Origin of the sequence: Caulobacter sp. DWR2-3-1b2 (assembly GCF_049896345.1) — a bacterium.
Lineage (GTDB): Bacteria > Pseudomonadota > Alphaproteobacteria > Caulobacterales > Caulobacteraceae > Caulobacter.
In genome coordinates this window covers 199,914-222,308 of record NZ_JAFCUC010000003.1, presented here as the reverse complement: position 1 = coordinate 222,308, position 22,395 = coordinate 199,914, and the positions used below count along the sequence as shown (strand labels likewise).

Sequence of the window (22,395 nt, the reverse complement as noted above, 5' to 3'; positions counted from 1 at the left end):
GACGTTAACCGCCTCCGCCTAGCTTCTGGCCTGAAACCGTCATCGCGACGGATAGAGGCGACATGGCAATGCAAGAGGGAGCGGCCCTGTGCCATTGAAGCTGTCGCTGAAACCCGGCGAAAAGTTCGTGCTGAATGGCGCGGTGGTCCAGAATGGCGACCGTCGCGGCGTTCTGGTGCTGCAGAACAAGGCGTCGGTGCTGCGTGAAAAAGACATCATGCAGCTCGACGAAGTCGTTACGCCGGCGCGCCACATCTATTTCCCGGTCATGATGATGTATCTGGACGAGGCCAACGCCGAGCGTCAGTACGAAGAATTCGCGACCCGCCTGAACGAGTTCATGGGGGTCGTGCGCAATCCGGTCGTGTTGAGCGACTGCATCGCTATTTCCAAGCACGTCATGGCGCGCGAGCACTACAAGGCGCTCATGCTGAGCCGCAAATTAATCGAATACGAAGATGAGAGGTTGGGGCATGTCTCTTCGGGCGTACCAGCAGACGGCGACGCGGACTGAAAACCCGCGTGAGATGGAGTACCGTCTGTTCGGCCAAGTGACGCGCGCCCTGATGGCCGCGTCGGAGGCGCCGGTGGACGATCTCGCAACGCGCATCGACGCGCTCGACTGGAACAGGCGCGTCTGGTCGGCGCTGGCGACCGACTGCTCGCTGCCGGAAAACACCCTGCCGATGCAACTGCGGGCCAGCATCATTTCGCTCAGCCTCTGGGTCGGACGCCACTCCAGCGCGATCATGCGCAAGGAGGAGGATTTCGAACCGCTGATCGAGATCAACCGCATGATCATGCAAGGCCTGGCCGGTCGCGCCGACGCGGCCTGAGGCCGGAAGGAGGGTGGTTTGCGCCCCCTCGAAAAAAACGTTCCGGTAAAACCTGCCGCCCGGTGAATTCTGCATTCGCCGGGCGGTTTCGTGTCCAAAGCTTGGCTAGAAAATAACGCTTAAAATCAACGACTTATGATTTTATCGAGCCTGGCGCCAAGTGGCCCACTGCTTGCGATGAGTTCCGTGGGCAAACGCCCGACCGGCAAAACGCCGGGGCACTCCTCCCAAAATGGCGAGCAACCACCATGATGAACTCGATCAACACCAATGCCGGCGCCATGACCGCGCTGCAAAACCTGAACTCAACCAACTCGGAGCTCCAAACCACTCAGCAACGCATCAACACCGGCAAGAAGGTTGGAAACGCCAAGGACAACGGCGCGATCTGGTCGATGGCCAAGATGCAAAGCACGACGTCGCAATCGCTGAATGCCGTGAAGGATTCCCTCCAGCGCGGCCAGTCGACGATCGACGTGGGCCTTGCCGCTGGCGACACCATCACCGATCTGCTCGGCAAGATGAAGGAAAAGGCCCTGGCCGCTTCCGACACCTCGCTGAACACCTCGTCGTTCAACGCCCTGGTTTCCGATTTCACCTCGCTGCGTGACCAGATCACCAAGGCTGCCACCAACGCCAAGTTCAACGGCGTCAGCCTCGTGGACGGCACCACCACCAAGTTGCAGTTCCTCAGCAACTCGGACGGCGTCGCCTACACGGTGAACGCGAAGACCCTGTCGCTCGTCGGCCTGGGCCTCACCGCGACTTCGTCCTTCACAACCGCCGCCGCCGCCAAGACCATGATCGCCACCATGACCACGGCCATGACGACCGCGACGAACAAGTTGGCGAACCTGGGCACCAGCTCTGTCGGCCTGGACATGCACTTGACCTTCGTGGGCAAGCTGCAAGACAGCCTGGACGCCGGCGTGGGCAACCTGGTTGATGCCGATCTGGCCAAGGAAAGCGCCAAGCTGCAGTCGCTGCAGACGAAGCAACAACTGGGCGTGCAAGCTCTGTCGATCGCGAACCAAACGCCGCAGTCGATCCTCTCGCTCTTCAAGTGATCGGCGACTAGGCTCAAGGAAGCGATCAAAGCCGGGCGGCCTTCGGGCCGCCCGGCATTTCTTTTTGAGGGATCAACGGTCGTCTAGTTTCTCCGGCCCAGGCCGCATTTGCCCGGCAAGATTTACCCACTCGGACCTCTTGTAGGCAGATGTTGCCGAGGCAAGACCATGGTAAATAGACTTATAACGCAGGGATTTCATGAGCTTGCGTGGATCTGCCTACCCGGCAGGTTTGGCTCGGTAATTGCTTTCTGTTCCCATGAGCAAAACGCTCCCGGCAGTCAAAATGACGTCGGATGCCTTGAATAGGACGACGACCATGGGTCTCAATAGCATCAACACGAACTCGGGCGCGATGATCGCCCTGCAAAACCTGAACACCACGAACTCGGAACTGCAGGTTACGCAACAACGCATCAATACCGGCAAGAAGGTCGGTAGCGCCAAGGACAACGGCGCGATCTGGGCGACTGCCAAGGTCCAATCCTCGTCCGCCTCCTCATTGAACGCCGTCAAGGACTCGCTGCAACGCGGTCAATCGACGATCGACGTGGCCCTGGCCGCCGGCGACACCGTCACCGACCTGTTGGGCAAGATGAAGGAAAAGGCCCTCGCCGCGTCCGACACCTCGCTGAACACCGCCTCATTCAACGCCCTGGCCGCCGACTTCACCTCGCTGCGCGACCAGATCACCAAGGCCGTCACCAACGCCAAGTTCAATGGCGTGAGCATCGCCGATGGTTCGACCACAAAGCTGACCTTCCTGGCCAACTCGGACGGTTCGGGCTTCACCGTGTCGGCCAAGACCATCTCGCTGGCCGGTCTGGGCATGAGCGCGACGTCGACCTTCACCACCGCCGCGGCCGCCAAGACCATGATCGCTACGGTCACCAACGCCCTGGGCACCGCGGCCAACAAGCTGGCCTCCTTGGGCACCAGCTCCACCGGCCTCGACACCCACCTGACCTTTGTCGGCAAGCTGCAAGACAGCCTGGACGCCGGCGTCGGCAACCTGGTGGACGCCGACCTGGCCAAGGAAAGCGCCAAGCTGCAGTCGCTGCAAACCAAGCAGCAACTGGGCGTGCAGGCGCTGTCGATCGCCAACCAGTCGTCTTCGTCGATCCTGAGCCTGTTCCGATAGGAACGAAGATGGAGGCGGGTCTTCGGGCTCGCCTCCGCCTTTCTCTCGCGCTTCCGCGCTAGGGGAGGGATCACCAGAGGAGCCGCCCTAACCCGGCCGCGATAGGAGTCATGGAAAACAAAGTCGCGTTGACGCCCATTCTATCGGAGTCGTCCACGCCCCCCTCGACTATCGTTCCGACCGTCCCGGCTTTGCCCGCGAGCGGCGTTCTCAAGTCCGCGCCAAAGGAAGCCGCGGCCGTGGAAAAGCTGGCCGTGGCCGATGGTCCCCGACCGGGAGATCTTCGCCTAGTGATCGAGCAGGACGCCAAGACCGGCACCTACATCTACAAGACAGTGGATCGGCGGACTGGCGACATCCTGCAGCAGTTCCCGCGCGAAGACGTCCTGCGCTTCAAGCAGGCCGAGCACTACGGCCCGGGCGAGGTTTTCGACGGCCTGACCTGAAGGGTCACGCCGCCCTCTGTCATGATCGCCGCGACCTGGCGTCGCAGGCGAAACATGGTTTACGCGCGTTAACCATATTCTTACTCCCTGAGCTTCAATCTGGTGGCCGACCTGCTCGGCCGCCGAATCGCGTTCCGAGCCCCATTGGCAAGAACCGCCGTTCGGAGACCGTGATGACGCTTAGCGTGAACACCAATCAGCCCGCGCTGATCGCTCTGCAAAACCTCAACAAGACCAATGACGAGATGTCGGGCGTCCAGAGCCGGATCAACACCGGGCTCGCGATTTCCAGCGCTAAGGACAACGCCGCCGTCTGGTCGATCGCTCAGGACCAGCGGGCCGACCGCTCGGCGCTGTCGGCTGTGAAGATGAGCCTGGACCGCGCCACGTCGATCACCGACGTGGCCCTGGCCGCCGGCGAATCGGTCTCCGACTTGCTGACGCAAATGCGTGAAAAGGTGGTCGCGGCCAAGGACACCTCGCTGTCGACCTCGTCGCGCAAGGCCCTGAACGCCGACTTCCAGGGGCTACTGAAGAACCTGACCCAGGTGGTCAACAGCGCCGCTTTCGACGGCGCCAACATCCTCAACGGCAGCGAACCGGCCAATATCACTTTCCTGGCCGACGCCGACGCTGTGGCATCGATCACGCTGAACCTGCAGAACCTGTCGCTGGGTGGGACGATCAATACACTGGCGGCGACCGACAACATCACCACCACGACCTTGGCCGCCTCGGTGCTGACCAAGCTGGACGCCTCGCTGAGCGCTGTGAACCAGGCCGTCGGCTCGATTGGCTCGCAAGCCAAGCAGATCGACGCCCACAATACTTTCATCTCCAAGCTGAACGACGTGCTGGAAAGCGGCGTGGGCAACCTCGTCGATGCCGACATGGCCAAGGAAAGCGCGCGATTGCAGGCGCTTCAGGTCAAGCAACAGCTTGGCGCGCAGGCGCTTTCGATCGCCAACCAGGCTCCGCAGATTATCCTGTCGCTGTTCAAGTAACGGCGGCTAGGCCGACGCTCCGGACAAAGGTAGAGTTGCCGACGGCTCAGTAGGGGGAATCGGCAGGGCATGATCGAGCTTCGCGATCTGACGGACGGCGATGAGGCCGTCCTGTTCCAGTGGCGGGGCGAGCCCGAGGTCGACCGCTGGATGTCCGACGCGGCCTTTCCCAGCCGCGAGGCGCACGCCGCATGGTTCCAGGATCTCCGCACCGATCCCGACATGCGGGGCTGGATGATCGAACGGGCCGGCGCGCCCTCTGGCCTCCTCACCCTGACGGGCCTGCTGAGCCATCATCGCAGGGCCGGCTGGAACTGGTTTCTCGGTTCGGCCGAGGCTCGGGGCAGGGGCGTGGGCCGCGCCGCCCAGGTGTTGGGCCTGGACCGCGCCTTCGGCGAGCTGGGTCTGCACAAGGTGTTTGCCGAGGTCATGGCCGACAACGACGCGGCCCTGAAGGCGCAGGCCGCTTCCGGCTTTCGCCGCGAAGGCTATCTGCGCGGCCACGTGCTGAAGAACGGCGAGCCGCGCGACGTGGTGCTGCTGGGCATACTGGCCGAGGAATGGCGCGAACTGGGCGGCGCTGTGCGTCGCTCACTCGCCGACGCCCACCTGATCGCGGCCTGAATTCATACCTCTTAACGAAACGTAAGTCCTGATCCCCCACAATGGGACCAAGGGGCGTATTGCGCCCGTTGGAACCCGCTGTGATCAGTTTCGATTCCGGTCTGCTGCTCGGATATTACCAGGCGAAGTCCGCTGGTCAGGCCTCGGGGACGTCCGCGACCGGCGTCTCCTCGTCTTCCGCCTCCAATACCTCTGGCAAGAAGCCGGTGCCCAGCGCGCCCTGGACCGGGAAGGCGGGCGAGCCCAGCGGATTGGTCAAGGCCGCGCTGAACGGCCGTAAGTTCGTCGACGAAGGCGCGGCCCTGGCCGCCGCCCCGACGATCACCGGCGACTACAAGAAACTCTTCGCCACCTACCAGGCGCTCAACACCCTGTCGGCGATCGCCAACCGGTCGGGCGAGAAGAATGTCACCGACAGCGAGATCAAGCGGCTGCAGACGGTGTTCGCCAAGGGCTTGAGCGACGTCAACAGCTACATCCAGAACCTCAGCACCGACGCCATGCGCCTGACGACAGGCGCGGTGATGACCAGTGACAAGTCCAGCGTCGGCGTTCCGAAGAACAATTACGCCTACGTCACCAACACCCTCTACAGCGGCCAGGTCGATGACGAGGTGCCCACTTTCAAGGGCAATGTCAGCTTCACGATGGACGTCAAGAAGTTCGGCGTCACCACGAGCCTGACCATGGATTTGTCGGAGATGGGCGCGACGCCCCGCACGATGTCCAACGTGGTGACCTTTTTCAACAGCAAGCTCGACGCCGCTGGATTTGAAACCACCTTCGCGGTCGAGCGGACGGTGGGGGCCGAGCGGACGACAACCGTCAACGGCCAGAGCGTCAAGTTGCCGCCCACCGGCGACGACTTCGCCCTGCGCATCCGCGGCGATTCGACCGAGGCCCTGACCTTCGCCGCGCCCGCGCCAAAGCCTGCCGTCTACATCACCACGGCGGCTGGCAATCCGGATCCGGACAAGGACACCAAGACCGACGACGCGGTCATCGAAAATACCCTGACCAAGTACGGCCCCGGCACGGCCGGCCAAGTGGGGACCAAGATCTTCTCCGACACGCTGGAAGGCACCGTCTCCACCGTCCACAAGACCATGACTGGGCCCGACGGCTCGCTCTATGTGCTGGCCGATGTCGATGGCGCGACCAGCAGCCAGACGATCAAGGGCGATCAGGACGTCGCGCTGCTGAAATACGATTCCGTCGGCAAGTTGCTCTATGCGCGCACCCTGGGCGCCACCAGCACCGCCACCGGCTACAACATGGCGATCTCCGACACCGGCCAGGTGGCGATCGCCGGCTCGGTCACCGGCAAGCTGTCGGGCGCCGCCGATGGCCCGATCAATTCCGACAGCGCCGGTACGCTGACCGACAGCTTCGTCACGCTCTATAACGCCAAGGGCGATGAGACATGGACGGTCCGTCGTGGCGGCATGCTGGAGGACGAGGCCACCGCCGTGGCCTTCGGCCAGGACGGCGTGGTCTATGTCGGCGGCCGAGCCAAGTCCGACCTGCCGGGTTCGGCCAATGGCGCCACGCAAGGCGGCTATGACAGCTATCTGACCGGATTCGCCGCCGACATCACCGGCGCGCCCAAGGCTCTGTTCACCACCCATTTTGGCGGTGAAAACAACGACACGGTCTCGGGTATCGTCGTCAACGGCACGCAGGTGATTGTCGCCAGCAACGAAGGCAGCGAGGCCATGCTTCGCAGCTTCGACGTCTCCACCAGCATCGTCACGGAAGACCGCACGGCGCTGAATGACAAGGAAGTCTGGGTCACCGCGCCGGTCACCTACACCAAGGCCGCCACTTTCACCGCCGGCGCGACCCGCGACCTGGGCACGCTGCAGGGCGGCAATATCGCCGGCCTGGCGATCGACAACGGCCAGCTCTATATCGGCGGCTCGACCACCAACGGCGCCCTGACGATCAACAACAAGACCGCTGCCGCGTCCGGCGGCTCGGACGGCTTCGCTGCGCGCGTTTCGCTGGACCTGACCAGCACCGCCCAGGACGCCCTGGCCTATTACGGTGGCGCGGGCGACGACACCGTCACCGGCATGGCCGTGTCGAACGGCCAGGTCTGGCTGGTCGGCGCGGCCGGCAAGGACCTCGGCGGCCAGGCGACGGTCGGCGACAAGGACGGCTATGTCGCCCAGTTGGACGTGGCGGCGGGAACGGTCTCCTGGCAGCAGCGCCTGACCGGCAAGGACGGCTACGCCACCCCCACCTCGATCGCGGTCGACGCGTCCGGCGCCAGCAGCCTGGACGCCTTCGGCCTGCCGCGCGGCGTGATGGACTTCACCCAGTCGGACAAGATCGTCTCATCGACCTCGGCGCGGGCAGGCGACACCTTCCAGATCCGCACCCGGGCGCGCGGCGCGCTGACGACAATCAAGATCGACGCCAACGACACCCTCGACACCCTGGCCGACAAGATCCGCAAGGCCTCGGGCTTCGCCGCCAAGGTCGAGTCCGTCAGTTCCGGCAATAGCCGTAGCCTGCGGATCAGCCCGTCTCAGACCACTTCGACGGTCGAAGTCCTGCCCGGCAAGGGCGGCACGGACGTGCTGGAGGCGCTGGGCCTCAAGCCGGGCATCGTGCGCAACACCAAGTCCGACCACGGCCAAACCATCTCGGCCGACGGCAAGGGCCCGATCTACGGCCTGTCGCTGGACACCACCCTGGACCTCAGCGACGACAACGGTCGCAAGGCCGCGTCCGCGGCTATGACCAAGGCCCTGTCGGCCGTGCGCACCGCCTATCGCGAAATGGCTGACACCGCCAACGGGGTGAAGCGCGCCGACGCGACCGCCTCATCGGGCGCGACGACCGGTAAGGTCCCGGCCTATCTGACCGCCCAGGTCGCCAACTATCAGGCCGCCTTGAACCGCCTGACCGGCGGCGGCTAGCGCGAATTCACCGGATCCGAACTGGCTCTTGACCGGTTCCGGGCCGCTTCCATTCGCCTTGGTGCCCCGCCGGACTTGAAAGCGTCATCCTCGCGTCGTAGCCAGGGATCATGGAAGTTCTCAAAGACCGACGCGTGTTGTTGGGCGGCGCCGCCGTGGCTCTGGTGCTGGGCCTCGCCATCGCCTTTGGCGTGATGCATGGCAGCAAGTCCTCGACCGACGATCCCCCCGCCGCCCGCAGTGGCCTGGTCGTCGAGACCGGTCGCGCCGATGAGACCAGACTGGACGCGACCCGCCCGCTGCGTTGCTTTGTCGGCGGTCAGTTCGTCGGCGAGACCACCCTGGCCGAATGCGCCAAGAAGAACGGCGTGGCCACCGGCGCTCTCGACGTCGGCGTCGACGAGACCGGCGCCCTGGCGGCCGCCGACCAGGCCGGCATGGTCCTGACCCCACTGCCGCCGCCCGCCGAGGCCCCGACCGTACCGGCTCCGTCGGCGACCCCCGTCATCCCGATCCCCGTCGCCGCGTCCGGCGCGCCGCTGGCTGTCTGCTGGCGCTATCAAGGCAGCGAGTGGCGCAAGCAGCCGGGCGAGATCACGCTCAACGCCTGCGCCCAGCAGCTCTACAGCGGCAAGTGCGAAAGGCCCGGCGGCGCCACCTATGGCCGTTGGGGCGACGAGACACTTCGCCTGGTGCCGGGCCACGTGGAGTCGTCGTCCGACAACCGCAGCTTCCATCCGATCATCGAACAGGGGCCAGGCTGCTCCATCCCGTCCGCGTAGAGAGACTTAAAGACCATGCGCTTGCTTCCCGTCGCCGCTGTCTCCTTGCTCGCCGCCGCCACGCTGCTGTCCGGTTGCGACAAGCGCACCTCCGCGCCGTTCGAGGCCGGGGTCTGTTTCCACGTCGCCGAGCAGAAGGACGGCACGCTGAAGTACAATCCGGTGGCCAGCAACGTTCCCAGCATGGAGCAGTGCGCCGCCGACCTCGAGGGCATGCGCCTGCGCTTCCTGCGCCTGGGCAGCCAGAACCGCGAGCTGACGGGCGCCTATCAGGGCAAGTTCATCTTCGTCCAGAAGGAAGGCATCTATCTGGGCGACACCTATGAGGGCTCGCGGTTCATGTCGCTGGTCCGCACGGGCGATGGCCGTTTGGCCGTGCCGGGCGCCATTCGCGAAGTCCAATAATGCGGGCTGACGCGGCGAGGCGGTGGATAACCCGCCTCGCTCCACAGGAACGTTTGCAGAACAAAGCTTGATTTTGCTTTCAGGAACTCGTTAACGTTCTCCCCAGATTTCGGCGCATAGGGTCGCCGGGCGAAAAACGGGAACTGCGTCCATGGCAGGCAGCGTCAACAAGGTCATCCTGGTGGGAAATCTCGGGGCCGACCCCGAAATCCGCACGCTCAGTTCAGGCGACCGCGTCGCTAACCTGCGTTTGGCCACCTCGGAAAGCTGGCGCGACCGCACCTCGGGCGAGCGCAAGGAGAAGACCGAATGGCACCGCGTGGTGATCTTCAACGATAATCTCGTGAAGGTCGCCGAGAGCTATCTGCGCAAGGGCTCGACGATCTATATCGAGGGCGCGATCCAGACGCGTAAGTGGGCCGACGCTTCGGGCGTCGAGAAATATTCCACCGAGATCGTATTGCAGAAGTTCCGCGGCGAACTGACCATGCTCGGTGGCAAGGCCGACGGCGCAGGCGCCTCGGGTGGCGGTGACCCGGGCTATGACAGCGGCTACGGCGGCGGCGGCGGTGGTTCGAGCGGCGGCGCGCCGCGCAGCCAGCCCAGCGGCCCGCGCGAGAGCTTCTCGGCCGACTTGGACGACGAAATTCCCTTCTAATTTTCCTCTAGAGTCACGTTGTAATAAGTGGCCGCTTCCCATTGGAATCGGCCACTTTTTTATTGCGTCTGCCCACTTGTAATCAGTCGACTTAGCGTGGGTAAAACCCAGCACGGTCGAGTGTAAATGAAAGGGCTCAACGACCATTTGCGTGTTCGTGCCACAAAGGGGGTGCGAGCGACTCCGGTCGTTCTCGGCCCCGGGCCTAGGCGAGCATGCGCTGGCTCGGCCGGCGATGAACGTCGCTGGCCGAGCCCAGGTGTGGCAGCTGTCGTCGCCCGCCGGGCGACGCGAGAGGATGTCCGGCTCTGTCCTGGGTGACCATCGGTCAAAACCCCGATCTCGCGGCTGGAGGCTTCAAGGCGCCCGCGTCATCCGGCGGGGTTCGCGGGCCTTCGCCGGATCACCAGATTGCGGATTTCAGTCATGTCCTCCATGGCGAACTTGACTCCTTCGCGGCCCAGCCCCGAGTCCTTGACTCCGCCGTACGGCATGTTGTCGACCCGGTAGCTGGGTACGTCGCCGACCAGGATCCCGCCGACTTCCAGCACGTCCCAGGCGCGCATCACCTTGTGGATGTCTCGGCTGAACACGCCTGCCTGGAGGCCATAACGGCTGTCATTGACCTCGCGCAGCGCGTCTTCAAAATCGCTGAAGCGGGATAGCACCGCGACAGGGCCGAACGCCTCCTCGTCCCGGACCTTCAAGCCGGGCCGGACTCCCTCCAGCAGGGTCGCCTGCAGCATCGCGCCTTCACGACCGCCGCCGCAGAGCAGAGTGGCCCCCGCGTCGCGGGCTTCATTGATCCAGCCTTCGAGGCGGCGCGCTTCCTTCTCGTCGATCATCGGGCCGATGAAGACCTTCGGGTCCTGCGGATCGCCAGCGACGAGCACGCGGGTCTTCTCGACGAGGAGGTCGCGCAGGGCGTCGTAGATGTCGTCGTGGATCAGGATGCGCTGCACGCCGATGCAGGACTGGCCTGACTGGTAGAAGGCGCCGAAGATGATCCGGTCGGCGGCGTCCCGCAGGTCGGTGTCGCGGTCGACGATCACCGCCGCGTTGCCGCCCAGTTCCAGCACCACCTTCTTCTTGCCGGCCTTGGCCTTGAGCGCCCAGCCCACCTCGGGCGAGCCGGTGAAGGACAGCAACTTCAGGCGCTCGTCGGTGGTGAACAGGTCGGCCCCGTCGCGGGTGGCGGGCAGGATCGAGAACGCGCCCTTGGGCAGGTCGGTCTCGGCCAGCACCTCGCCAATGATCAGCGCGCCCAGGGGTGTGCGCGAGGCCGGCTTCATCACGAACGGACATCCCACCGCCAGGGCGGGCGCGATCTTGTGCGCCGCCAGATTGAGCGGAAAATTGAACGGCGAGATGAACGAGCACGGCCCGATCGGCACGCGCTTCCACATGCCCTGATAGCCCTTGGCGCGCGGCGAGATGTCCAGCGGCTGGACCTCGCCGGTCATCCGCACCGACTCTTCGGCGGCGATGCGGAAGGTGTCGATGAGCCGGGTCACCTCGCCCCGGGAATCGTTGATCGGCTTGCCCGCTTCGATGCACAGGGCATAGGCCAGTTCGTCGAACCGTTCCTGGAAGCGAGATACGCAATGGGCCAGCACCGCCTGACGTTCATAGGCGGCCATCTCGGCCATGGGCCGGGTCGCCTCGACCGCCGCTGCAATCGCCTTGTCGATGGTCGCCGCGTCGGCCAGGGCGACCCGGGTCGCCACCTGGCCCGAATATTTATCGGTGACCTCCAGATCCTGGTTCGGAGTCTTGGCCTCGTTCGCCAGGTACAGGGGATAGGTCGATTTCAGGGATGGCATGGGTCGCTCCGATGGGTTGGTGCTTAGGTCAACGCTGCAGACCGTCGCCGCGACCCGGACGACATCGTACATTCGGCGGATTTTAACCCAACCGACCCGCCCAGCGTCCAGACTGCATTGTCCTGCTCCGGGTCGCGATCACGGTCAAGATCGTAGGTGCACGGCTTGATGGTCAGGGTGGCGTTGTCGAAGAAGCCGGGCCGCGCCACCGGTCAAGACCCTCGATCCTGTCCTGCTGGTTGGGCTCCTGGTCACCCGGCATCGTTCAGGCCGGCGACCTAGGCGGTCAGCGCGTCGACCACCGTCTCGCACAGCCGGTGGGTCTCCAGCGCGTCCAGCGCCGACAACCGTCGGCCGTCGCGCACCGCGCCGAGGAAGGTGTCGCACAGGTCCTCGAACCCGCGCTGGCGGCCGACCGAGGTCCAGTTTCCGCGTCGATTCAGGGCCTCGGCCGCGCCCAGTTCGACGACCTGGTCAATGTCGATGATCCGGCGCTTCACACCGCTACCAGAGACTTCGAGCGTCTCCTCGCTGGCCCCGCTGGCCCGGTTCATGATCCCGATCGCGTCGCGGCCGCCGCCTGATAGCGACAGCATCACGTGCTTGAGCCGGCCGTCGTTGACCTGGCCGCGCACCGAGGCCTGGTCGGCGCCGGGGGCAAGGAACCGCAGGGTGTCGATGACGTGAATATAGTCGTCGAACACCGCCCGGCGCACTTCGTCCAGTGGGCCGGCGCGGTTCTTCTGCATCACCACCAGCGGCAGGCCGAGAGCGGCGGCGTCGCGATAGGCGGGCGCATGGCGGCGGTTGAAACCGACCATCAGCGACACGCCGCGCGTCTCGGCCAAGTCGACCAGCGCCTCGCTATCGGCCGCATTGTCGGCCAGGGGCTTGTCGATCATCGTGGGCACGCCGACCTCCAGAAGGCGGCGGACGATGCCTGGATGGGCGGCGGTGGCGGCGTGGACGAAGGCCGCGTCCAGGCCGTCGGCAAGGGCAGCGTCGAGGTCTGTATGCAAGCGATCCACGCGCCAGGCCGCACCCAACTCCGCCAGGGTCGCGGCGTCTCGCGTGACAAAGGTCAGGGCGACGTCGGCGCGAGGCCCCAGCACGGGCAGGTAGGCCTTCTTGGCGATGTCGCCCAGGCCGATCATGGCGATGCGCAGGGTCATGGCTGGTAGGCGTCCGTGAGCAGGTGGTCGGCGAGGGCGCCAGCGTCCCAGGATTCCGCGCGCGGCGCGAGGAACAAGGGCGTGGCGCCCAGGAACGGCGTCAGGGCTCGAGCCGTCTGGCTCAGGTCCGGCGCGTCCGGGCTTTCGCTCATCACCACGGCGGCCACGCGCGCTCCGGCGCCGCCCAGGGCGACCAGGGCGGTCAAGACGTGGCTGATCGTGCCTAGATAGGAGCCGGCGACCAGCAGCACCGGCGCGCCGAGCGCGCTAATCATGTCGAGATTGGTCTCGTGGTCGGTCAAGGGCGACATTACCCCTCCGGCGCCTTCCACCAGCAACAGGCCGTCGCGGACCTCGGCGGCGCGGTTCAGCGCGTCGATGACCATGTCGTCCAGGATCAGGGTCTGGCCCTCCAACCGGGCGGCGATGTTGGGCGACAGCGGGGCAAGGTAGCGGCGTGGGGCTATGCGGAACACCTCACCGGGCGCGCCCAACGCCGCCGCCAACCGGGCCGGGTCGCTGCCGGCCGCGTCCCTGGGATCGAAGCCGCTGACCACGGGCTTGAACGCGTCGACGCCCGCGCCTCGGGCCTTCAGGGCGCGGATCAGCGCGCAACTCACATAGGTCTTGCCGATGTCGGTGCCGGTTCCAGTGACGAACAAGGCGGGCATCAGCGCGCCTTCACATAGTGGCGCACCAGGTCGGCAAGGCGCGCGATCTCGGCGTCGGGGTGGTCGGCGCTGAAGGCGATGCGCAGGCGGGCCTGCCCGTCTGGCACGGTGGGCGGGCGAATGGCCACCACCAGGAAACCCTCGGCCTCCAGCGCCTGTGAGGCGTCCAGCGCGGCCTCGGCCTCGCCAAGGATCACCGGCACGATGGGGCTGGCGGCCAGGGGCAGGCCCACGGCGGCGGTGAAGGCGCGGGCCTTGGCTAGGGGCAGGGCGGTCAGGGCCGGCTCGGCCTCGATGATGTCCAGCGCCGCCAGGGCGGCGGCGGCGGCGGCGGGCGGCAGGCCAGTGGTGTAGATCAGGGTGCGAGCGCGAGTCTTGATCAGGTCGACCACGGCCTGGGACCCACAGACATAGCCGCCGTAAGAGCCCAGGGCCTTTGAAAGCGTGCCCATCTGGAACGGGATCTGGGCGTCGGGGAACAGGGCGGCCGAGCCGCGACCCTCGGCCAACACGCCCACGCCATGGGCGTCGTCCGACAGAAGCCAGGCGTCATTGGCCTCGCAAACCGCCGACAGCCAGTCGAGCGGGGCGAGGTCGCCGTCCATCGAGAACACCCCGTCAGTGGCGACGATGGCGTGTCGGGCGCTGGCCCGGTGCTGCGCCAGCAGGGCGGCCAGGTGGTCGGTGTCGTTGTGGGCGAAGGGGATGATCCGCGCGCCCGACAACTGGGCCCCGGCCCAGAGACAGGCGTGGGCCAGTTCGTCGATTAATATGAGGTCGCCCGGGCCGGCGAAGGTGGGGATCAGCCCGGCATTGGCAAGATAGCCGGAGCCGAACACCACGCAGGCCTCGGTTCCCTTGAGTCGGGCCAATCGCGTTTCGAGCTGGGACAGTAGCGGATGGTCGCCGGTCACCAGGCGCGAAGCGCCAGCCCCCGCGCCATGGGTCTCGATCGCGGCTCGAGCGGCGGCCTTGACTTGAGGATGGTGCGCCAAGCCCAGATAATCATTGCAGGAAAACGACAGCAGCCGACGACCGTCGCGTTCTACATAGGCCCCGGTCAGGCGCTGGGTAGGCCTCGGGCGGCGCAGCAGGCTGGCGGCTTCCAAGCGGTCCAGCTTGTCGCCGGCATAGGTGTCGAGGCTGTGCATCAGGGTTCCATTTGCGACGCGACGCCGGACGGCATAGGCAGTGCGCCCCGCCTAAGCAACAGGATCGCGCCATGACCCTCGAAAGCCCAGCCTGGCTGGTCCCATCTTGGCTTGAGAATGGCGCGCCCCATGTCTGGCGGCCCTATTGTCAGATGAAGACCGCGCCGCGGCCGCTGCCGGTGGTGGCGACGCGGGGCTCGCGGTTGATCCTCGACGATGGGCGCGAGCTGGTCGATGGCCTGGCCTCGTGGTGGACGGCCTGCCACGGCTACAACCACCCGCACATCGCCGCCGCCGTCCGCGACCAACTGGAGCGCATGCCGCACATAATGTTCGGCGGCCTGGCGCATGAGCCGGCCTATCGCTTGGCCAGGCGGTTGGCCGATCTGCTCCCTGGCGATCTGAACCACGCCTTCTTCGCGGAGTCCGGCTCGGTGGCGGTCGAGATCGCCATGAAGATGGCGCTGCAGTTCCATATCAATCGCGGCGTCGGTGGCCGCACGCGGTTCCTGTCGTTCCGGGGCGGCTATCATGGCGACACCCTGGCGACCATGACAGTCTGCGATCCCGAGGAGGGCATGCACAGCCTGTTCGCTGGCGTCATGCCCAGCCAGGTGATCGCCGATTTGCCGGTGGACGCCGCCTCCGAAGCCGTCCTCGACGCCCTGCTGGCCCAGCGGAGCGGGGAGATCGCCGCGATCCTGACTGAGCCGCTGGTCCAGGGCGCGGGCGGCATGCTGTTCCACGACCCCGAAGTGCTGCGCCGCCTGCGCCGCCTGGCCGACAAGCATGGCGTGCTGCTGATCTTCGACGAGATCTTCACTGGCTTTGGCCGCACGGGAGAGCTCTTCGCCATGCAGGCAGCGGGGATCGAGCCGGACATCGTCACCCTGTCCAAGGCCTTGACCGGCGGGACCCTGCCGCTGTCGGTGGCTATCGCTTCGACCAAGGTGTTCAAGGCCTTCTGGTCCGACGACCCCGGCGCCGCCCTGATGCACGGGCCGACCTATATGGGCAACGCCCTGGCCTGCGCCGCCGCCAACGCCTCGCTCGACCTGTTCGAGGACGGCGCCTGGCGGGCCGACGTCGCGCGGGTCTCTGCGGCCCTGGCCGAGGGACTGGAGCCCTGCCGCACCGCGCCGGGCGTGGTCGACGTTCGGGTGCTGGGCGCGATCGGCGTGGTGGAGTTCGACCAGCCGGTGGCGGTCGGCGCCCTGTGCGAGGCCTTCGCCGCCGAGGGCGCCTGGATCCGGCCGATGGGAAAGGTCATCTATCTGACCCCGGCCTTCACAACGCCCGATGCCGACCTGGCGCTCCTCACCGCAGCAATCCGCAAGGTCGTGGGCGCCGGCGGGGTTGAAGGAAGCGGCGGGGTCTGATCCAAGCGGCGCCATGTCCTCCACCAGCCCCCAGAGCGGACCTCTTAGCGGCCTCGAGCGCCTGGCGATCCTGGCCATCATCCTGGTCTGGGGCCTGAACAACTGCGCCGCCAAGGTGGCGACGGCGGAGCTTCCGCCGATGATGGTCGGCGCGCTGCGGTTTGGCCTGGCCCTGGCCTTCCTGTTTCCGTTCCTCAAGCCGCCGTTCCCGTGGTCCCGGCGGCTGGTGGCGATCTGCCTGCTGTCGGGACCAATCCATTTCGGCCTGATCTACATCGCCTTCGGCATGGCCAAGTCGCTGAGCCCACTGGTGGTGGCCACCCAACTGTGGATCCCATTCACGGCGCTGTTCGCCTGGAGGATGCTGGGCGAGCGCATGAAGCCGTTGGCGATCGCCGGCCTAGCCGTGGCGTTTGGCGGGGTGGCCTGGATGAGCCTGGACCCGCACGGCGCGGCCGACCTGCCGGCCATCGGCCTGTCCATTATCACCAGCGCCTGCTGGGCCCTGGCCACCGTGCTGGTGCGCCAGACTCCCGGCGCGCCGCCGTTGAAAGTCCAGGCCCTGACCGCCGCCATCGCCGCGCCGGTGCTGCTGGCGCTGTCGTTCGGCTTCGAGCCCCATGTGGTGGAGCGCGTCCAAGCCGCGACGCCCATCGCCTGGGCCTGCGTGGCCTTCGCCGGGGTCGTCTCGACCATCGGGGCCAGCGCCCTGCTGTTCTGGCTGGTCCAGCGCCGCGAGGCCGGGCGGGTGACGCCCTATTTCCTGCTGACGCCCTTGGTGTCGTGCACCATCGGCGTGGCGTTCATGGGCGACAGGCTGACGCCTCAGTTGGTGATCGGGGCCGCCGCGACCATGGCCGGCGTGGCGCTGGTGGCCCTGACAGCGAAGAAGGTGGTCCCGGCCGAGGGCGAGGCGACCTAGCAGCGCCGTGGAAGCGGACGGGGACGCGCGCCTGCGCGCGTCCCCGATCCCGTTAGCCCTACTTCACCACCCCGCACGCCACCCGCGCCCCGGCCCCGCCGATCGGCTGGGTCTTGTAGTCGTCCGGGCTGGCGTGGACGACGATGGACGAGCCGTCGGCGTCGAGCAGGGCCGGGCGGCCGCCGGCGCCGTTCAGCGACACCAGCGGCGAGAACAGCTCGGCGGTCGCCGAGCCGTCGGCCGTTGCGAACAGGTTGGGCAGGTCGCCGTTGTCGTTGCCGGCGGGGTTCAGCAGGCCGTGAACCACGGCGGTGGTCGTGTGGACATGAGCGCCGGCCGACTTGAAGTCGGGCGTCCCGCAGTCGCCCTTCTCGTGGAAGTGCAGGCCGTGCCAGCCCGGCGTCAGGCCCTTGGCCCCGATGCGCAGCAGCACGCCGTGCGGGGCCTCGGTCAGGGTGGCGGTTCCGAGCGTCTTGCCGTCGGCGCCCTTCAGCTCGGCGGTGGCGCCCTGAGCGATGGAAGCATGGGCCGCAGTCGCGGCGGCGATCAGGCCGAACGACAGGGCGAGGGCGGTCAAACGCATGGGAAACTCCTGGAAAGGACCCAAGGGACATGGGGGCTGGGGCCGCGAAGGTGGCGTCTTGATGATGGGAATGCTAACTGTTTCTGACGGTTCCGTGTTCGATTCTGACGGCGAAAAATCCCCTTGAGCGATGATCAAACCACTATCCCCGGCGCACCGGCTTCTCCGGCTGCCCGTGGGGACGTAATTCCCATCAATATCGAGGACGAACTGCGCCGTTCGTATCTCGACTATGCGATGAGCGTGATCGTCAGCCGCGCCCTGCCGGACGCGCGCGATGGCCTCAAGCCGGTTCACCGCCGCGTTCTGTTCTCGATGCACGAGCAGGGCCAGACGCCCGAGCGTTCGTACGTGAAATCGGCCCGCGTGGTCGGCGACGTGATGGGCAAGTATCACCCGCACGGCGACGCCTCGATCTACTTCACCCTCGTCCGCATGACTCAGTCGTTCTCGATGGGCCTGGTGCTGATCGACGGCCAAGGTAACTTCGGTTCGGTCGACGGCGATATGCCAGCGGCCATGCGCTACACCGAGTGCCGCATGGCGCCGCCGGCCATGTCGCTGCTGGCCGACCTCGACAAGAACACGGTCGACTTCCAGGACAATTACGACGGCAAGGAGCAGGAACCCGTCGTCCTGCCGTCGCGGATCCCCAACCTGCTGGTCAACGGCGCGGGCGGCATCGCCGTCGGCATGGCAACCAATATCCCGCCCCATAATCTGGGCGAGATCATCGACGCCTGCCTGCTGATGGTCGACGATCCCAACGTCACCACCGACCAACTGCTCGACATTGTTCCCGGCCCCGATTTCCCGACCGGCGGCGAGATCATCGGCCGGGCCGGTCCGCGCCAGGCGCTGCTGACCGGCCGCGGCTCGGTGATCATGCGCGGCCTGGCCACCGTGGAAGAGATCCGCGCCGGCCGTGAAGCCATCATCATCACCGCCATCCCCTACCAGGTGAACAAGGCCAATCTGGTCGAGTACATCGCCGAAATGGTGCGCGACAAGCGCATCGAGGGCGTGTCGGACATCCGCGACGAGTCCAATCGCGACGGCATGCGCATCGTCGTCGAGCTGAAGCGCGACGCCTCGGGCGAGGTGATCCTCAACCAGCTCTACCGCTTCACGGCGCTGCAGAGCTCGTTCGGCGTCAACATGCTGGCCCTGAACAGGGGGCGGCCCTCGCAGATGGGCTTGCGCGAACTGATCGAGATCTTCGTCAATTTCCGCGAAGAGGTCGTGGTTCGCCGCACCAAGTTCGAGCTGGGCAAGGCGCGCGATCGCGGCCACGTGTTGGTGGGCCTGACCATCGCCGTCGCCAATATCGACGAGTTCATCCACATCATCCGCTCGTCCAAGGATCCGACCGAGGCGCGCGAGCGCCTGGTGGCCAAGGCCTGGCCGGCCGGCGACATGTTGCCGCTGGTCGAGTTGATCGCCGACCCGCGCACCCTGCAGGACGAGGGCGGCCTGATCCGCCTGACCGACGAGCAGGCCCGCGCCATCCTGGCCCTGACCCTGTCTCGCCTGACGGGCCTCGGTCGTGACGAGATCGGCGCCGAGGCAGCCACCCTGTCCGAAGCCATTCGGGACTACCTGGACCTGCTGTCGGACCGAGCCAACATCATGGCCGTGGTGCGCGAGGAACTGGTCGAGGTGCGCGAAAAGTTCGCCATCCCGCGCCGCTGCGTGATCGTCGACGGCGACGCCGACGTGGAGGACGAAGACCTGATCGTCCGCGAGGACATGGTCATCACCGTCACCCTGGGCGGCTACGTCAAGCGCACCCCTCTGGCCGCCTATCGCACCCAGCATCGCGGCGGCAAGGGCAAGTCGGGCATGGCCACCAAGACCGAGGACGCGGTCACCCGCGTGTTCTCGGCCTCGACCCATTCGCCGCTGCTGTTCTTCACCTCGGGCGGCAAGGTCTACAAGATGAAGGTCTGGCGCCTGCCGCAGGGCGTCGCCAACAGCCGTGGCAAGGCCTTCGTCAACCTGCTGCCGATCGAGCCAGGCGAGACCATCACCTCGATCCTGACCCTGCCCGAGGACGAGGCCACCTGGGACGGCCTGGACGTGATGTTCGCCACCCGCTCGGGCAGCGTGCGCCGCAACAAGCTCAGCGACTTCGTCGACGTTCGCCGCAACGGCAAGATCGCCATGAAGCTCGATGAAGGCGACGGCATCATTGGCGTGGCCGTCTGCGACAGCAGCAAGGATATCCTGCTGAACACCGCCGCCGGTCGCTGCATCCGCTTCTCGACCGACGAGGTGCGGGTGTTCGCCAGCCGCGACTCCACGGGCGTGCGCGGCGTGCGCCTGGCCAAGGACGACAGCGTCATCTCGATGAGCGTGCTGCGCAATGTCGACGCCACCCCGGCCGAGCGCGCCGCCTATCTCAAGCACCAGCGCGCCATGGCCCGGGCCATGGGCGAGGAGGGCGAAGACGCCCCGGCGGCGGCTGAAGAGAGCGAAGAAGACGTCGGCGAGGCCAGCCTGACCCCCGAACGCATCGCCGAATTGGGCGCGGCCGAGGAAATCCTGCTGACCATCTCCAGCGAAGGCTTCGGCAAGCGCACCAGCGCCTATGACTATCGCCGAACCGGTCGCGGCGGCCAGGGCCTGACGGCCCAGGACCTGTCCAAGCGCGGCGGCAAGCTGGTGGGCTCGTTCCCGGTTGACGAGACCGACCAGGTCCTGTTGGTCACCGACGCCGGCCAGCTGATCCGCGTGAAGGTTTCGCAAATTCGGGTTGCGGCGCGGAATACTCAAGGCGTAACCATCTTCCGCACGGCGAAGGATGAGCACGTCGTCAGCGTCGAGCGCCTGGCCGAAACCGGCGACGACGATGTGACGGGCGACGAAAACGCGACGGACCAGATCTCGTAGCGCGCAGAGGCGGGCCGATGGTCCCGAGGGCAGGGGCCAACGGGCCGAAGGCCCAGAAGGTTAGGGGAAAGTATGCGGATCGGACTCTATCCGGGCACCTTCGACCCGGTCACCAACGGCCATCTCGACATCATTGGTCGGGCGGTCAAGCTGGTCGACAAGCTGGTGATCGGCGTGGCGGTGAACATCGGCAAGGGGCCGCTGTTTTCCCTCGAAGAACGGGTCGCCACGCTGGAGCGCGAAACCGCGCACCTGACGCGTATCGCGCAGATCGAGGTTCGGCCGTTCGACACCCTGCTGATGTATTTCGCCCGTGAGGTCGGGGCCCAGATGATCGTGCGGGGCCTGCGGGCCGTGGCCGACTTCGAATACGAATTCCAGATGACGGCGATGAACCAGCAGCTCGATCGCGAGATCGAGACCGTGTTCCTGATGGCCGACCCGCGCCATCAGGCCATCGCCTCGCGCCTGGTCAAGGAGATCGCGGCCCTGGGCGGCGACGTGCACAAGTTCGTCCCGCCGGGCGTGGCCGAGCAACTGTTGGCGAAGCTGGCGAAATAGGGCGGCGGGGCCGAGGTCCGGTTACTGGGCGTAGGCGGAGTCTGTTTTCGATCCCTGAGCGGACCAAAGGAACCCCTCTCTCTTCGAGAGAGGGAGGGACCCGCCGCGCAGCGGTGGGAGGGTGAGAGGTTACATCCTGTCTGATCGGAGCACGGCCAGGATGTCGTCCGCCGTGCCGCCGGGATCAGCCAGGACACGCTCGTTGTTGAATCTCAGAACCAGGTATCCGAACAGCTCAAGCGTCTGGGTGCGACGGGAGTCGTAACCCTCGCGTCCCGCGTGGGCGGCGCCGTCCAACTCGATGATGAGCTTGGCGGACTCGCAAACAAAGTCCGCGAAATAGCGGTCGATCGAGACCTGTCGCAGAAACTTGAACCCACCCAGCCGGCGGTTTCGGACAAGTTTCCACATGACCTTTTCGGCCAAGGTCTGGTTTTGGCGAAGACGACGGACGGTGGCGGTCGCATCCATGACGACAGCTTGAGCGGAGGCGTTGGGCGAGTTCAACGAGAGAAATCGGGATTTCCGGATGCGGTGAAACCTCTCACCCTCCCACCGCTTCGCGGCGGGCCCCTCCCTCTCTCAAAGAGAGAGGGGTTCAGGACGACCGACCTCGACCCTTCTCTGACTTTCGGAATGTCTGCTTCCTGGCGACCGCCCGCATCCGCCCCGGATGCGGCCACGCCTTAAAGCCTTAATGGATGGGAACTCTGGCGTCTGACGATGTCAAGGACCGCCTCTGGCGGCCGCGTCGCGGCGGCGCGACGCGCCGTCCTTGACATCGTCAGACGCCAGAGCAAGCTCGCCATCAAGGTTTCAAGGCGCGGCCTCGCCGTTGCGGGCGGTGGGTAAGGGGCCCGAACTTCTTCCATTTCAGAACCGTCATCCCGGGCCTTGTGCCCGGGATGACGGTTGAAAGGTGGGTTGGAAAAGCGGGCTCGCGGGGATCGACGCCCCTCCATCCCCACAATCGCCCGACACAAAACCCAACAAGTTCAACGCCCTATAAAATAATCAGCGTCACGACCGCTGGCGCACCCACCACGGCCTCATACTAACCCCGTCTCCGTCGCGGAGGAGGGCGCTTGGTACCGACCCGAAGCGGCGATGGAGGTGGAACCGAGCGGGGCCGTGCAGGGCCACGCGCGAGGCAGGCATGGGTCTGGAGAAATCCGGGACCCATTAAAACCCCGCCGGGATCTGCGCGGGTCGACGGGGCCGGGAGTCAAACCGGTCTGTTCCAGGATCTGTCGGAGTCGCTGACGGCCCCTTCCGGGCGACTTTGATCCTGCCCGTCCGAGGGGGAACGACGATCGGGATGAAACAAGCCCTCAATCGACGTCCCTTGAGA

The 22,395-nt window shown here is 66.0% G+C and carries 21 protein-coding genes; 15 read left to right on the top strand and 6 right to left on the bottom strand.

Annotation, left to right across the window (positions count from 1 at the left end; genetic code table 11):
• Nucleotides 1–88 precede the first annotated feature (88 nt).
• The 11 genes from flbT (at nt 89) to ssb (ending at nt 9,890) form a co-directional block, all read left to right on the top strand.
• Nucleotides 89–514, top strand: coding sequence for a flagellar biosynthesis repressor FlbT (flbT, locus tag ACP694_RS10340; protein ID WP_426012114.1), 426 nt, complete (start codon nt 89–91; stop codon nt 512–514).
• Nucleotides 474–836 (top strand): flagellar biosynthesis regulator FlaF, encoded by a 363-nt coding sequence (gene flaF, locus ACP694_RS10335; RefSeq protein ID WP_426012112.1) that lies wholly within the window; start codon nt 474–476, stop codon nt 834–836. The genes flbT and flaF overlap by 41 nt, the downstream gene beginning before the upstream one ends.
• Before the next feature lie 248 nt (nt 837–1,084).
• On the top strand, nt 1,085–1,903 hold the full coding sequence (locus tag ACP694_RS10330) for a flagellin (protein WP_426012110.1): 819 nt from the start codon (nt 1,085–1,087) through the stop codon (nt 1,901–1,903).
• 319 nt (nt 1,904–2,222) lie between these two features.
• Nucleotides 2,223–3,044 carry a flagellin gene (locus ACP694_RS10325; RefSeq protein WP_426012109.1) on the top strand — a complete coding sequence of 274 codons (822 nt, stop codon included), beginning with the start codon at nt 2,223–2,225 and terminating at the stop codon, nt 3,042–3,044.
• Nucleotides 3,045–3,283: 239 nt separating this feature from the next.
• Nucleotides 3,284–3,490 carry a hypothetical protein gene (locus ACP694_RS10320; protein ID WP_426012107.1) on the top strand — a complete coding sequence of 69 codons (207 nt, stop codon included), beginning with the start codon at nt 3,284–3,286 and terminating at the stop codon, nt 3,488–3,490.
• 173 nt (nt 3,491–3,663) lie between these two features.
• On the top strand, nt 3,664–4,494 hold the full coding sequence (locus ACP694_RS10315; protein ID WP_426012105.1) for a flagellin: 831 nt from the start codon (nt 3,664–3,666) through the stop codon (nt 4,492–4,494).
• A gap of 69 nt (nt 4,495–4,563) precedes the next feature.
• On the top strand, nt 4,564–5,118 hold the full coding sequence (gene pseH / locus ACP694_RS10310) for a UDP-4-amino-4,6-dideoxy-N-acetyl-beta-L-altrosamine N-acetyltransferase (protein ID WP_426012103.1): 555 nt from the start codon (nt 4,564–4,566) through the stop codon (nt 5,116–5,118).
• A gap of 80 nt (nt 5,119–5,198) precedes the next feature.
• Entirely contained in the window at nt 5,199–8,045 is a 2,847-nt protein-coding gene (locus ACP694_RS10305) for a hypothetical protein (RefSeq protein ID WP_426012101.1), read from the top strand.
• A 110-nt stretch (nt 8,046–8,155) separates the two neighbouring features.
• Nucleotides 8,156–8,827 carry a hypothetical protein gene (locus ACP694_RS10300; protein WP_426012099.1) on the top strand — a complete coding sequence of 224 codons (672 nt, stop codon included), beginning with the start codon at nt 8,156–8,158 and terminating at the stop codon, nt 8,825–8,827.
• Nucleotides 8,828–8,842: 15 nt separating this feature from the next.
• Nucleotides 8,843–9,232 carry a hypothetical protein gene (locus ACP694_RS10295; RefSeq protein ID WP_426012097.1) on the top strand — a complete coding sequence of 130 codons (390 nt, stop codon included), beginning with the start codon at nt 8,843–8,845 and terminating at the stop codon, nt 9,230–9,232.
• Nucleotides 9,233–9,383: 151 nt separating this feature from the next.
• Nucleotides 9,384–9,890 (top strand): single-stranded DNA-binding protein, encoded by a 507-nt coding sequence (gene ssb / locus ACP694_RS10290; protein ID WP_426012096.1) that lies wholly within the window; start codon nt 9,384–9,386, stop codon nt 9,888–9,890.
• A gap of 371 nt (nt 9,891–10,261) precedes the next feature.
• Here the strand turns inward: ssb and ACP694_RS10285 are convergent, their stop codons facing one another.
• From ACP694_RS10285 to bioF, 4 genes are all read right to left on the bottom strand, one after another.
• Nucleotides 10,262–11,713: an aldehyde dehydrogenase family protein gene (locus tag ACP694_RS10285; protein WP_426012093.1), complete on the bottom strand. Its 1,452-nt coding sequence runs from the start codon at nt 11,711–11,713 to the stop codon at nt 10,262–10,264.
• Between the two features lie 278 nt (nt 11,714–11,991).
• Complete coding sequence (locus ACP694_RS10280; protein ID WP_426012091.1) at nt 11,992–12,885, bottom strand: Gfo/Idh/MocA family protein; 894 nt, start codon at nt 12,883–12,885, stop codon at nt 11,992–11,994.
• A complete protein-coding gene (gene bioD, locus ACP694_RS10275; protein WP_426012089.1) occupies nt 12,882–13,556 on the bottom strand; it encodes a dethiobiotin synthase in 675 nt (224 codons plus the stop codon). The genes ACP694_RS10280 and bioD overlap by 4 nt, the downstream gene beginning before the upstream one ends.
• Complete coding sequence (gene bioF / locus ACP694_RS10270) at nt 13,556–14,707, bottom strand: 8-amino-7-oxononanoate synthase (protein WP_426012087.1); 1,152 nt, start codon at nt 14,705–14,707, stop codon at nt 13,556–13,558. The genes bioD and bioF overlap by 1 nt, the downstream gene beginning before the upstream one ends.
• A 71-nt stretch (nt 14,708–14,778) precedes the next feature.
• Between bioF and ACP694_RS10265 the strand changes: the two genes are divergently transcribed.
• Both ACP694_RS10265 and ACP694_RS10260 read left to right on the top strand, forming a co-directional pair.
• Entirely contained in the window at nt 14,779–16,086 is a 1,308-nt protein-coding gene (locus ACP694_RS10265; protein WP_426012085.1) for an adenosylmethionine--8-amino-7-oxononanoate transaminase, read from the top strand.
• Nucleotides 16,087–16,099: 13 nt separating this feature from the next.
• A complete protein-coding gene (locus ACP694_RS10260; protein ID WP_426012083.1) occupies nt 16,100–17,008 on the top strand; it encodes a DMT family transporter in 909 nt (302 codons plus the stop codon).
• A gap of 58 nt (nt 17,009–17,066) precedes the next feature.
• Here the strand turns inward: ACP694_RS10260 and sodC are convergent, their stop codons facing one another.
• Nucleotides 17,067–17,591, bottom strand: a complete 525-nt coding sequence (gene sodC, locus ACP694_RS10255; RefSeq protein WP_426012081.1) for a superoxide dismutase[Cu-Zn] — start codon at nt 17,589–17,591, stop codon at nt 17,067–17,069.
• 123 nt (nt 17,592–17,714) lie between these two features.
• Between sodC and gyrA the strand changes: the two genes are divergently transcribed.
• Entirely contained in the window at nt 17,715–20,483 is a 2,769-nt protein-coding gene (gene gyrA, locus ACP694_RS10250; RefSeq protein WP_426012079.1) for a DNA gyrase subunit A, read from the top strand.
• Nucleotides 20,484–20,555: 72 nt separating this feature from the next.
• Nucleotides 20,556–21,044, top strand: a complete 489-nt coding sequence (coaD, locus tag ACP694_RS10245) for a pantetheine-phosphate adenylyltransferase (RefSeq protein WP_426012077.1) — start codon at nt 20,556–20,558, stop codon at nt 21,042–21,044.
• 129 nt (nt 21,045–21,173) lie between these two features.
• Here coaD and ACP694_RS10240 read toward each other — a convergent pair whose 3' ends face one another.
• Entirely contained in the window at nt 21,174–21,515 is a 342-nt protein-coding gene (locus ACP694_RS10240; RefSeq protein ID WP_426012075.1) for an endonuclease domain-containing protein, read from the bottom strand.
• Nucleotides 21,516–22,395 lie beyond the last annotated feature (880 nt).

Bases quoted from the DNA above. Each gene is read 5' to 3' on its own strand.
- ACP694_RS10295 (WP_426012097.1), top strand. From the start codon at position 8,843: ATGCGCTTGCTTCCCGTCGCCGCTGTCTCCTTGCTCGCCGCCGCCACG.
- ACP694_RS10300 (WP_426012099.1), top strand. From the start codon at position 8,156: ATGGAAGTTCTCAAAGACCGACGCGTGTTGTTGGGCGGCGCCGCCGTG.
- pseH (WP_426012103.1), top strand. From the start codon at position 4,564: ATGATCGAGCTTCGCGATCTGACGGACGGCGATGAGGCCGTCCTGTTC.
- bioD (WP_426012089.1), bottom strand. From the start codon at position 13,556: ATGCCCGCCTTGTTCGTCACTGGAACCGGCACCGACATCGGCAAGACC.
- ACP694_RS10285 (WP_426012093.1), bottom strand. From the start codon at position 11,713: ATGCCATCCCTGAAATCGACCTATCCCCTGTACCTGGCGAACGAGGCC.
- ACP694_RS10260 (WP_426012083.1), top strand. From the start codon at position 16,100: ATGTCCTCCACCAGCCCCCAGAGCGGACCTCTTAGCGGCCTCGAGCGC.
- ssb (WP_426012096.1), top strand. From the start codon at position 9,384: ATGGCAGGCAGCGTCAACAAGGTCATCCTGGTGGGAAATCTCGGGGCC.
- ACP694_RS10330 (WP_426012110.1), top strand. From the start codon at position 1,085: ATGATGAACTCGATCAACACCAATGCCGGCGCCATGACCGCGCTGCAA.
- ACP694_RS10240 (WP_426012075.1), bottom strand. From the start codon at position 21,515: ATGGATGCGACCGCCACCGTCCGTCGTCTTCGCCAAAACCAGACCTTG.
- ACP694_RS10280 (WP_426012091.1), bottom strand. From the start codon at position 12,885: ATGACCCTGCGCATCGCCATGATCGGCCTGGGCGACATCGCCAAGAAG.
- coaD (WP_426012077.1), top strand. From the start codon at position 20,556: ATGCGGATCGGACTCTATCCGGGCACCTTCGACCCGGTCACCAACGGC.
- ACP694_RS10325 (WP_426012109.1), top strand. From the start codon at position 2,223: ATGGGTCTCAATAGCATCAACACGAACTCGGGCGCGATGATCGCCCTG.
- sodC (WP_426012081.1), bottom strand. From the start codon at position 17,591: ATGCGTTTGACCGCCCTCGCCCTGTCGTTCGGCCTGATCGCCGCCGCG.
- bioF (WP_426012087.1), bottom strand. From the start codon at position 14,707: ATGCACAGCCTCGACACCTATGCCGGCGACAAGCTGGACCGCTTGGAA.
- flaF (WP_426012112.1), top strand. From the start codon at position 474: ATGTCTCTTCGGGCGTACCAGCAGACGGCGACGCGGACTGAAAACCCG.
- ACP694_RS10265 (WP_426012085.1), top strand. From the start codon at position 14,779: ATGACCCTCGAAAGCCCAGCCTGGCTGGTCCCATCTTGGCTTGAGAAT.
- ACP694_RS10315 (WP_426012105.1), top strand. From the start codon at position 3,664: ATGACGCTTAGCGTGAACACCAATCAGCCCGCGCTGATCGCTCTGCAA.